Below are 10,908 nucleotides of genomic sequence, written 5' to 3'. Positions count from 1 at the left end.
GAGGCGTCGGGTCAGGCGTGGTGGTCCCGGTCGTCTGTTCCGTGGTCAACTCTGACCTCCGTCCTGAGCACGCGACGGTCTCCGGTGAGCCGTGTCGTGCCCTCGATGGTGAACATCGCGGTCGCGGGCGTGTCGGTGCTCGACAGCCCCGCCGCGAGATCTATGCGTCCCGGCTCCACGACCCGTGCGAGGTCGCGCCCCGTGAAGGAGAACCGGTCGGCGTGCAGCCCGAACCGCACGGTCGCGGTCTGCCCGGCTGCCAGGGCCACGCGGGCGAAGCCCACGAGCTGTCGTACCGGCCGGGTCACGGACGCCACGGGGTCGCTCGCGTAGAGCTGGACCACGGTGGCGCCGTCCCGGTCGCCGGTGTTGGTGACGTCGAGGGTCGCCTCGATACGGCCATCGGTCGGTATGCGCTCGCGGTCCAGCCCGAGCGGCCCGGTCTCGAACGTCGTGTACGACAGTCCGTGCCCGAACGGGAAGGCGGGACCGATGCGCACCGCGCTGATGCGGTCACCGTCCTGCCCGAGCGGGGGCGCGAGATAGGTGTGGGGCAGTGCCGCGCCCGTCGTGGGCACCTGCACGGGCAGGTGCCCGCTCGGGTTCACCCGACCGCCGAGCACGCCCGCGATGGCGGCCGCCGCCTCCTCGCCCGGGAAGAACGCCTGGACGATCGCCGCGACCCGGCCGACATACGGGCCGAGCGCGTACGGCCGTCCGGACAGCACCACGAGGACGACGGGCGTGCCCGCCTCCAGCAGTGCCTCGACCAGGTCACCCTGGGCCCCGGGCAGATCGAGGTCCGGGGCGTCCGAACCCTCCCCGGAGGTGCCGCGCCCGAACATCCCCGCCCGGTCCCCCACCACGGCGACGACGACGTCGGCGTCGTGCGCCGCCCGTACCGCGTCCGGGATGCCGGACCGGTCGGGCTCCACGAGGGGAACCCCGGGGGTGACGAGGATCGCGGCGCCGGGCAGCTCGTCCTGAAGGGCCTCTGGCAGGGTGGCGACAGGGATGCCGAGGCCGAGGTGCGGGTGCCGCGGCAGCACGTGCACCGGGTAGGAGTAGCAGCCGAGAAACGCGCGGGGGTCGTCGGCGCAGGGCCCCACCAGGGCGACCGTCGCGGGCTCCGCGAGCGGCAGGGCGTCGCCGTCGTTCGCCAGGAGCACCACCGACCGTTCGGCGAGCTCGCGGGCGATCCCGCGGTTGCGCGGACTGTCTAGGTCCACCGCGTCCACGTCGATGTCAGGGCTCCACCCTGGGTCGAGCAGGCCGAGCTCCACCTTCTGCAGCAGCACGCGCCGGACCGCGCGGTCGACATCGGCCTCGTCGAGCTTGCCCGACTCCACGAGCGGGGCCAGCAGCCCGAACCCGCCGGTGTCGGGGAGCTCGACGTCGAGGCCCGCGCGCAGCGCGAGCGCACCGGCGTCCGCGACCGTCTCGGCGAGGCCGTGCTTGGAGCGCAGGAACGGCACGGACCAGTAGTCGGACACCACGGTGCCGGTGAACCCCCACCGGTCCCGGAGCACCTCGGTGAGCAGGCCCCGGTCGGCCGCCGCGGGCAGCCCGTCGATCTCGGCGTAGGAGTTCATCACCGACCGTGCGCCCGCCTCGCGCACCGCCATCTCGAACGGCGGCAGGTAGACGTCGGCCACCTCCCGGGGGCCGGCGGCGACCGGGGCGTGGTTGCGCCCGCCACGGGAGGCCGAGTAGCCCGCGAAGTGCTTGAGGGTCGCGACGACGCCTGCCGACTCGAGGCCACGCACGTACGCGGAGCCGATCTCGGCCACCTCGTACGGGTCCTCGCCGACGGTCTCCTCGACGCGGCCCCACCGGTAGTCGCGCACCACGTCGAGCACGGGTGCCAGGCCCTGGTGCACGCCGACGGAGCGCAGGTCGTCGCCGATCGCGTGCGCCATCCGCTCGACGAGCTCGACGTCGAAGGAGGCGCCCCAGGCGAGCGGCGCGGGGTAGACGGTGGCGCCGAGGGTGGTGAAGCCGGTGAGGCACTCCTCGTGGGCGACGGCGGGGATGCCGAAGCGGCTCGCGGCCTGCACCGCGCGCTGTGCCGTGGCCAGGCGTCGCGCGCCCTCCTCCGCAGGGGCGGGGTGCGTCCCGAGCGTCCTGGTGAGCTGCCCGATGCCGTGCGCTATGGCCTGGTCGAACGTGGGCCGCCCCTGGGAGAACACGTCCTGCATCGGTGCGATGACCTCGTCGCTGCCGCGCTTGTCGTCCCAGTAGCTGCCCAGCTGCGCCAGCTTCTCCGCCAGGGTGAGCCGGGCGAGCAGGTCCTCGACGCGTTCCGCCGCGGGCAGGCCCGGGTCCTGCCACGCCGTCGTGGCGACAGGTTCCGTGGTGGTCACGCGGGGCCCCCGCCCGTGCCGGTCCCGAACCCACGCGGCGGCCTGGTGGACCCGCGGACCACCAGCTCGGTCGCGAGCTCGATGTGGCGGGAGACCGGCTCCCTGCCCGCTGCGAGGGCCAGGACACTGTCCAGCGCGACGCGCCCCATCTCCCACAGCGGCTGGCGCACGACGGTGAGCGGCGGGGTGGACCATGCGGCGATGTAGGTGTCGTCGTAGCCGACGACGCTCAGGTCGCCGGGCACGTCCAGCCCGTGCTGCCGGGCGGCCTCCAGCACGCCGAGGGCCTGGGTGTCGCTGGCGGCGAAGAGCGCAGTGGGACGCAGGCCGGACCGGAACCAGCGGTCGGCGACGGCGAAGCCCGAGTCGTAGTCGAAGCCCGCGAACTCCACGAGCTCCTCGTCGACCGGAACGCCCGCCGAGGCGAGGGCGGCCCGGAAGCCGTGGACGCGCGCCGCGGCGGCGACCGACTGGGGGCGACCGCCGAGCGCAGCGATGTGCCGGTGGCCCAGCCCGAGCAGGTGCTCCGTGGCCGACATGCCGCCGGTGAAGTTTGTCGAGCCCACACTCGGCACGTCCGGGTTGGTCAGGTCGAGCGGATCGATCACCACGACGGGCAGGTGTGCCTGGCTCAGCCCGGCGACGTGCTCGGGGCTGAGGTCCGCGGTGAGGATGATCGCCCCGGTGCGGCCGGCGCCCGACAGGCGGCGCGCCCAATCGCCGGGTGCCAGCCAGCCGGCGTCGGGCGCGGCCCGGTGGAAGCGGCTGACGACGATATCGGCGTCGGCAGCCTCGGCGGCGTCGGTCACCCCGCGCAGCACCTCCATCGCGTACGGCGTGGCGAGCTGGTCCGCCATCACCTCGATGCTGCGCTGCGCGAGCAGGCCACGGGTGCCGCGACGGACGTAGCCAAGCTCCTCGATCGCGGCCTTGACTCGCCGCCGCGTCTCCGTAGCGACGTCGGGGTGCCCGTTGAGCACCTTGGAGACGGTCGGCATCGAGACGGCCGCGGTCCCGGCAACGTCGGCGAGAGTAGGTCTCTTGCCCGCAGTTCTTTCGAAATATTTCGCTGGCACATCTTCGACTCTAGTGCCGCTCGAATGGCGGATGCAACGTTTTTGAAGGGAGATGTGCAGAAATATCGCCGCCATTTGGGGCGGCTTGTTGTCGAAATATTTCGATAAACTCTCGCTGCGCAGATGCAGCCACGGCACTGCACCGCGCCTACCGGCTGGCGCTCACGGACCCCGGCCTGCTGGCGTCCCGGCTCACGGCCCGGGCCAACCTGTTGCCGCGCAACCTGCGCTCCGGGCCGGCCTACGCCCTGAGCAAGAACTTCGTCATGTGGTACTCCCCCGGAGATGGCAGCACGGTTCGGTGACAAGGGCGCACGTGTCCTGTCCGTCTCCCCCGGCAGCCTCGACACCACGATGGGCACTGCTGGCCGCGAAGGCGCTTGCAGGTTCGTCTCAGGAGCAGTGCCTAGGTTGGCGCCATGTTGGGTCACCGTTCTGCCGTTCGCCTGGGTCAAACCGGAAGTTCTCGCACCATGTCAGGACGACAGCTCCTGATACTGGTGCTCGCCTTCGTTCTCGTCTCCGTGACCGGAGGACTCATCGTGGCCGGCATGGCGGTCCCGCTGACCGGTGTCGCACGGGCGGCGACAGAGAGCGCGGCCGAGCTGACCGACGTCCCGACCGACGAGTTCCTACCGGACCGTGTGTCGCAGTCGTCGTTCGTGTATGCCGCTGACGGGTCGGTGCTGGCAACGGTCTCTGCGAAGAACCGGGTCGTGGTGCCGCTGGAGGATATCTCCGAGCCCATGCGGGAGGCAGTGGTCGCCATCGAGGACGAGCGGTTCTACGAGCATGGAGGGGTCGACCCCCAGGCCATCGTGCGTGCCGGGATCAACAATCTTTCAGGGGAGGATACGCAGGGCGCGTCCACGCTCACCCAGCAGTATGTGAAGAATGCGTTGATCGATCAGGCAGCGTGGTCGGACGACCCTTTTGCGGCCATCGAGGCGCGCGAGGGCACGATGGAACGCAAGCTGCGCGAGGCGGCGATCGCCGTCTCGGTCGAACAGGAGATGACCAAGGACGAGATCCTCGAGGGCTACCTGAACGTGGCTCCCTTCGGCCCCCGTGTCTACGGAGTGGAAGCGGCGGCGCAGCACTACTTCAGCAAGTCTGCGGCGGAGCTCGACGTGGTCGAGGCGGCCACGATCGCAGGAATCACCCGGTCGCCGTCCGCACTCGATCCGACGCGTCACCCACAGGCCGCTCAGGACCGTCGCGACGTGGTGCTGGCCAAGATGCTCGAGCTCGGCGACATCAGCCGGTCCGAGCACGACGACGCGGTTGCCGCACCGGTCCCGGAGACGCTCGACATCACGCCCGTCGAGCTCGGTTGCCAGAGCGCTGAGGACGCTGCATTCTTCTGCGGCTACGTCGTGGACGAGATCCTCTCGAATCCTGCGTTCGGCGCATCCGAGGACGAGCGAGGGGACCTCCTGTACCGCGGTGGCCTCTCGATCACCACCACGCTCGACCCCACCATGCAGGAAGCGGCGGAGCAGCAGCTCGCGGACAAGTTGCCATCCGACGACGGCTCGGGGCTGGATGCCGCCGTGGTCTCGGTGGAGCCGGGAACCGGTCGCATCCTCGCGATGGCGCAGAACGTGCCGTACGGGGTCGAGGAGGGCGCGACGTCGATCAACTATGCGGCCGGACCCGCCCGCGGGGCTTCGCGGGGGATGCAACCCGGGTCGACCTTCAAGCCGTTCGTGCTCGCCGAGTGGCTCATGGAGGGCCACACCCTCGACGAGTACGTCGATGCCGACAATATCGCGCGGTACAGCAGTGACTTCGACTCGTCGTGCACCTCGGTCGACATCGGCTCCGAGGCATGGTCTCCCGCCAACACGGAGGGAGCAGCCGGCGGATCGGTCACCGTCCGCGAGGCGACCGAGCAGTCGGCCAACACCGCGTTCGTCGACATGGCCACGCAGCTCGACCTGTGCGGTATCCGGGACACGGCGTGGGACATGGGGTTCCGACCGACGCTGTCGTCCGACGGAACAGCCCTTGCCGAGCCCACCAAGGAGGACGTCCAGGTCACGCCGTCGATGGTCCTGGGAACCCAGAACACCTCCCCGCTGCAGATGTCCGCGGCGTACGCGACCCTGGCCAGCAACGGCACCTACTGTGACCCCGTCGCGATCGACCAGGTTTCCATGGCGGACGGCACACACATCGATCTCCCCTCGAACAACTGCGACCCGAGCGCTCTGCCCGCCGACGTGTCCGCGACGGTCGTCGACGCGATGCAGGGCGTCCTCACCGAGGGCAGCGCGAGCGGCAACGGACTCGACGGCGGGCGCCCAGCGGCCGGCAAGACGGGCACCAGCCAGCTGTCCGCGCAGACATGGTTCGTCGGCTTCACCGCCGAGGTCTCGACCGCGGTGTGGGTCGGTGAGGTCTCCGGCGACACCCCCCACCTCGATGTCACCGTCGGCGGGGTGCGGATGCAGCCGCTGTACGGGTCGAGCGTCGCGGCGCCACTGTGGAAGGACTACATGGACGCCGCTCTCGGGGGTACGCCGGTCACCGACCTCCCGTGACGTCGGCGGTGCCCGCGAGGCGGTGAGCGGAGCATCAGGAGTACAGGGAGCGCTCACACCCTCGGCGGCTCCTCTGTCAGCGGGAGGTGTCGGCCGACCTGCTGATCACCGGTGTGATCGATCCGCGCAAGTCCATCACGCCGTGGTCAGAGATGGTGCTTCTTCTGGCGCGGTGCGTCTTCGACGACGTCGTAGACGCCGCTCAGGTCGGCCATCTTCGATACGTCCGCCCACCCGATGGTGATGCCGAGATTCTTCTCAAGCCTGGTGATGAGCTCCATCATCACCAGTGAGTCGGCACCGTGATGTGCGAGTGTCACCGGTGTCGGAGACGTCGTGCGGGCGGCCAGTCAGAGGTCCGGTCCGCTTCGGAACAGGAACGGGGGGTGGTCGCCACCGGTGCCCCATATCTCGGCGGTCACCTTGAGATACGCCCTGCCGAGAGTGTGACCGAACATGTTGAAACCCAGGAACGCGGGCGTGGACCCGGCGGGGACGCCGATCGACTCGACGTCAAGGGCGTGCACCACCACGAAGTAACGGTGCTCACCGTGGCCGGCAGGCGGCGCGGCGCCGATGAAGCGTGCGGCACCTGCGTCGTTCGGGAGGTGGAACGCGCCCTCCGGGAGGCCCGAGCCCGCCTCGTCGCCCGCTCCCTCGGACAGCTCCACGACGTCGGCCGGGATGTCAGCCACCACCCAGTGCCAGAAGCCCGACCCCGTCGGAGCATCAGGGTCGTAGACGGTGACGGCATAGCTCTTGGTTCCCTCCTCGCAACGTCACGTGCTCCAGTTGGAGGGCGTCGAAGAGCATCGACTGCCCGTCGGCGGCCAGCCCGTCGATCGTCACGTCCTTGAGGGCTGCTCCGTTGAGTGCCACGTCCCGCAACCGCAGGTCCTTGCTCGAGATGTCTTCGACCTGCGGCCGGGTCATGTCCGCGGGGCCCAGTCGCTCCAGCAGTCAGTCACGGTCACATGCTCGGCACTGATCCCGACATGGGTAGCGCCTCGCTCAAGTTCGACGCCTCGGACTTCCTGCTGTCTCTTGCGCGGCACCATGTCAGCCCCGTACTTCCATGGCGTGTACTTCGCGATCCGTTCCGCATCAACGTATGCGGTCGTTGTCTCGCTGAGCTACAGCGCAGTCACGTTCGTCCTGACCAGGCTCTTCCACACCGTGTGGTGCCGCAGCACCTCAAGCGTCATGCCTTCTCGTCATCATGCATCGTGTCCGTTTGCACCAGCCGGGCACACTGTGCTGATGCGCATGGGACCCCTCCTCCCCGATGGTATTTCCTCCGTTGAACATGTCGGTGTACCTCGAGCTGTACCTCTCTTCCCCAGCGAAGAGTCCGCGATCTCGAACGCAGTACCAGCGCGACGGGACGAGTTCGCTGCTGCGCGGGGGTGCGCCCGAGCGGCTCTCACCGATCTGGGCATCGGTCCCGTCCCGGTGGATTCGGGTCCAGACCGCGCACCGGTCTGGCCGTTGGGCGTGGTCGGCAGCATTACTCACTGCGAGGGATATCGGGCTGCCGCGGTCGGGCTCAGCCGTAGCTGGGCGGGCATCGGTATCGACGCAGAGGTCCATGCGCCGCTGCCGCCGGGGATCCTTCCACTCGTGGCCACCTCGGATGAAATCGCTGACGCGTCCAGGCGCGTGAGCGACGTGTGTGTGGACCGAGTGCTCTTCTCAGCAAAGGAGGCGGTGTACAAAACCTGGTCACCCATCATGCACACCTGGTTAGGATTTGAAGATGTCTATGTGATCCTGAGCAGAAAGACCTTCATTGCGCACGTCGCCCCCTCCGGTCTTGGGACGCAGGCACTGCACGGACGATGGGCCGTCATCGACGGCCTCGTTCTCACGGCGGTAACACTGGAGCATTCCAAAGAATCCTGACATCACCGCTACCCAGCCTCCGCAGCCACCGGGGCCTGCTCAGCCTCCCAAGCGCGGAACAACCGGATCCGGACTGCGCACACCACTGCGGCGACCGCAAACAAGCCGCCGGCGACCGCAAAGGGGATCAGAAACCCGACACCCGACGCGAGAAGCCCTCCCAGAGCTGCGCCTACGCCCAGGCCGGTCAGGCTGAGAAGGCGGCTCATCGATCCCACACGTCCCATCATCGCGGCGGGCGTGGCTTTCTGACGCACGGAAGCAGCCATCACGTTCCACACGACGGCGTGCGCGATGTACGCCGCGAGAGCGACCGCCACGACCACGACATTCGTCGTCAGCGAGATGGCGATGAAGGACATGGCCCCCACGCTGAGCGCCGCGACGATGGTCCAGCCGTACCCGAGCCAACGGCGTAGTCGAGCCGCGACGAAGGCGCCCAAGAGGCCACCGAGCGCGGAGAAGGAGAGCAGGAAGCCGTATCCGGCCGGACTCAAGCCGAGTTCCTTGGTGGCATAGAGGGCGAGGTAGGAGAACGGGATCATGTAGGCGACGCACGCCAGTGCCCCGATGATCACGAGCAGCCGCACGAGCCGATGGCGCCACGTCCAGGCGGCCCCCTCCCGGATCGACGAGAGTACGCCGTGTGAGGCCGCCGTCCGGTCGGTGAGCGGGACGGTGTACGAACCCCGCAGGCGCCAGTAGGCAAGGCCTGCCACGAGGAATGCCACAGCGGTGAGCGCGGACGGCGCGAAGGCCGCCGCCGCGAATAGAAGGCCGCCCAGCGGAGGGCCGACGAACTCGTCCACCACGGTCTGCGTGCCAGCGATCTGGGAGTTCGCCCGATCGAGGCCCCGCGGCTCGACCGCCTGCGGAAGGACCGCCGACGCGGCACTGTCAGAGAGAGTCTCGATGACCCCCATGACGGCGTACACGGCGTACAAGGCGACGAGCGGGGCAGCGTCGGTCATGACGAGGGCAGCGAGAAGCGCGAACACGGCGGCGCGGGAAAAGTTAGCCAAGAACAGCAGCCGCCGCCTGTCGTACCGGTCGATGAGCACGCCGATGCCGAGCACCGACAGCACGCGCGGCGCGGAGTGGGCGATCGCTAGCCCGGAGACAGCGAGCGGATTGTCCGTGAGCGTCACCGCCAGCAAGGGGATAGCGATGAATGTGACGCCGTCGGCAAGGTTCGACGAGGCATTGCCGAACCAGATCCTGCGGTAGTCGGCCCCTAATGAGGTCACGGTACTTCCTTCATGGGTTCTCGCGGCTTCGCTAGGGCGTGTTTTGGATTGCGGCTGTGGTCTCGGCCCAGGCCTGGACTTCGGTCGCGATAGCGACGGGATCGGCGGCAGGGACCGTGCTGTTCTCGCCGGTGCGTGAGTCGGACCGTTCGATCTCGTAGCCGCCGAGACCACCTCGACGGGTGAGCACAGCGATCGACCACTCCAGATCGTCATCGTCGGGGAACACGATGAAGAAGGTGTTGTCGTCGCGGTTCAACGCGCGCACGAGAGCAACGAGGTCGGCATGGGTGGGGTCCTCGATGTAGTCGCCGCCCTCGGAGTCCGCGTAGTACCGCACCAGGTCAGCCCTCTCGTTCAGGTCACGGGAACCGGCACAGCATGCCAGCACTCATCCCGCACGCACGAGCGCGGCTACCCAGTCATCGATCGCCGCGACCGTCACGGTGGTCTCGTAGCGGACCTGCAACTTGTCGAACCTGGTGGCGACCGCCCGCCAGCGTTTGAGGCGGTTGAACATGCACTCCACCGCGTGCCGCTTCTTGTAGTCCTCGTAGTCCACCGTTGGTGGCCGCCCACCGGCCGAGCCCTTCGCCTGCCGGTGGGCGGCGTGGTCCTTCTTGTCCGGGATCGTCGTGCCGATGCCCCGCCGGCGCAGCAGGGCCCGGTTGGCGGCCGAGGCGTAAGCCTTGTCACTACGGACCCGGGGCGAACTGCGGGCTGTCGCCACGCTGCCCGGCCGTGACGATCATGCCCATCAACTTCTGCCCCTGCTCGGCCACAGCATGCACCTTCGTGCTCCACCCGCCTCGGGAACGGCCCAGCCCGTGGTCAGCAGGCTCGGCCGTGGGCCCGTCTGGCGGTTCCTTCTGCAGCTCGGGATGCTTACGAGCACCAGCGGCGTGCTGATGCGCCCGGGCGATCGTCGAGTCGATGTTCAGATCCCACTCGATCAGGCCTGCCGCGTCCGCCTGGGTGCGCAACCGGTCGGTGATCCGCTCCCAGGTGCCGTCACGCTGCCACCGACGGAACAACCCATACACGCTCGACCACGGCCCGTAGCGTTCTTGCGGCACGTCCCGCCACGGGCAACCGGCCCGGACCCGGTGCCGGATCCCATCGATCTGCCGGCGCAGAAACCTCGCCCGCCGGCCCCGCGCTCGCACCGGAAGAAACGGCGCCAGCACCGACCACGCCTCATCCGTCAGATCATGCCGACCAATGACCCCGCTCACGACCCCGCATCATGCCGAACCCGCAGGTCAGAACCACAATCCAAAACACGCCCTAGCACCGGCCCCCGGCCGCTGGTCTTGATCGGGCACGGCGGTGGCCAGCACAAGAAGGAATGGGGCGTTCTCTCCCGAGCAATCCCCTACGTCGCTACCTGCGGTTTCGCGGTCGCCGCGATCGACGCGCCGGGAACCGGCGACAGACCGGAGCACGCCGAGATCCAGCGGCTGGTCGCGATCCTCCAGGAACGAGAGGCCGCCGGCGAGCCCGCCGGCCCAGCGTGGCCTGCTCTCTGCGAAACCGTGGCGTCACAGCTCGTGCCCGACTGGCAGACCACCCTGGACGCACTCCAGAAACTGGACTCCGTCGGCGACGATCAGCCCGTCGGGTACTACGGCCTGTCCCAGGGCGGTGAGATGGGCATCCGCCTCGTCGCGACCGAACCGCGTATCACAGCCGCGGTCCTCGGCCTCATCGGAAGCGAGTGGCTCACCGATGACGCAGCGCGGATCACGATCCCGGTCGAGTTCGTGCTGCAGCT

General features: G+C 69.0%; 10 protein-coding genes and 1 pseudogene. 3 read left to right on the top strand and 8 right to left on the bottom strand.

What is annotated here, in order from left to right:
- Positions 1-11: 11 nt before the first annotated feature.
- The gene (locus LUM46_RS21410) at positions 12-2,363 is read right to left on the bottom strand and encodes a glycoside hydrolase family 3 N-terminal domain-containing protein (protein WP_274996752.1); all 2,352 of its coding nucleotides are present in this window, start codon (positions 2,361-2,363) and stop codon (positions 12-14) included.
- Positions 2,360-3,439 (bottom strand): LacI family DNA-binding transcriptional regulator, encoded by a 1,080-nt coding sequence (locus LUM46_RS21405; RefSeq protein ID WP_274996751.1) that lies wholly within the window; start codon positions 3,437-3,439, stop codon positions 2,360-2,362. The genes LUM46_RS21410 and LUM46_RS21405 overlap by 4 nt, the downstream gene beginning before the upstream one ends.
- 473 nt (positions 3,440-3,912) lie before the next feature.
- Here LUM46_RS21405 and LUM46_RS21400 point away from each other — a divergent pair, with 473 nt between their 5' ends.
- Positions 3,913-5,985 (top strand): transglycosylase domain-containing protein, encoded by a 2,073-nt coding sequence (locus LUM46_RS21400; protein ID WP_274996749.1) that lies wholly within the window; start codon positions 3,913-3,915, stop codon positions 5,983-5,985.
- 146 nt (positions 5,986-6,131) lie between these two features.
- Here LUM46_RS21400 and LUM46_RS21395 read toward each other — a convergent pair whose 3' ends face one another.
- Both LUM46_RS21395 and LUM46_RS21390 read right to left on the bottom strand, forming a co-directional pair.
- A complete protein-coding gene (locus tag LUM46_RS21395; protein ID WP_274996747.1) occupies positions 6,132-6,305 on the bottom strand; it encodes an acyl carrier protein in 174 nt (57 codons plus the stop codon).
- A gap of 30 nt (positions 6,306-6,335) precedes the next feature.
- A pseudogene (locus LUM46_RS21390) lies at positions 6,336-6,746 on the bottom strand (YbhB/YbcL family Raf kinase inhibitor-like protein); the annotation flags it as partial.
- Positions 6,747-7,065: 319 nt separating this feature from the next.
- Between LUM46_RS21390 and LUM46_RS21385 the strand changes: the two are divergent.
- Positions 7,066-7,887 (top strand): 4'-phosphopantetheinyl transferase family protein, encoded by an 822-nt coding sequence (locus LUM46_RS21385; RefSeq protein ID WP_274996744.1) that lies wholly within the window; start codon positions 7,066-7,068, stop codon positions 7,885-7,887.
- Positions 7,888-7,895: 8 nt separating this feature from the next.
- Here the strand turns inward: LUM46_RS21385 and LUM46_RS21380 are convergent, their stop codons facing one another.
- Genes LUM46_RS21380 through LUM46_RS26735 form a run of 4 tightly spaced genes read right to left on the bottom strand, consistent with a single transcriptional unit; the run spans position 7,896 to position 10,369 of the window.
- Positions 7,896-9,134, bottom strand: coding sequence for an MFS transporter (locus LUM46_RS21380; protein WP_274996742.1), 1,239 nt, complete (start codon positions 9,132-9,134; stop codon positions 7,896-7,898).
- Between the two features lie 31 nt (positions 9,135-9,165).
- Positions 9,166-9,474: a hypothetical protein gene (locus LUM46_RS21375; RefSeq protein ID WP_274996740.1), complete on the bottom strand. Its 309-nt coding sequence runs from the start codon at positions 9,472-9,474 to the stop codon at positions 9,166-9,168.
- Positions 9,475-9,525: 51 nt separating this feature from the next.
- Positions 9,526-9,864 (bottom strand): transposase, encoded by a 339-nt coding sequence (locus tag LUM46_RS26740; protein WP_374726991.1) that lies wholly within the window; start codon positions 9,862-9,864, stop codon positions 9,526-9,528.
- Positions 9,830-10,369, bottom strand: a complete 540-nt coding sequence (locus LUM46_RS26735) for an IS5 family transposase (RefSeq protein ID WP_374726990.1) — start codon at positions 10,367-10,369, stop codon at positions 9,830-9,832. Before LUM46_RS26735 ends, LUM46_RS26740 begins: the two co-directional genes overlap by 35 nt.
- Here LUM46_RS26735 and LUM46_RS21365 point away from each other — a divergent pair.
- On the top strand, positions 10,346-10,908 hold a 563-nt coding region (locus LUM46_RS21365; RefSeq protein ID WP_274996739.1), incomplete at its 3' end, for a dienelactone hydrolase family protein. The genes LUM46_RS26735 and LUM46_RS21365 overlap by 24 nt on opposite strands.

Origin of the sequence: Promicromonospora iranensis (assembly GCF_028994805.1) — a bacterium.
Taxonomy (GTDB): Bacteria; Actinomycetota; Actinomycetes; order Actinomycetales; family Cellulomonadaceae; genus Promicromonospora; species Promicromonospora iranensis.
This window is presented reverse-complemented; position numbering and strand designations above follow the sequence as displayed.

What these genes read in the sequence shown, in the direction of transcription:
- LUM46_RS21400 (WP_274996749.1), top strand. Translation starts at nt 3,913, where the DNA reads ATGTCAGGACGACAGCTCCTGATACTGGTGCTCGCCTTCGTTCTCGTC.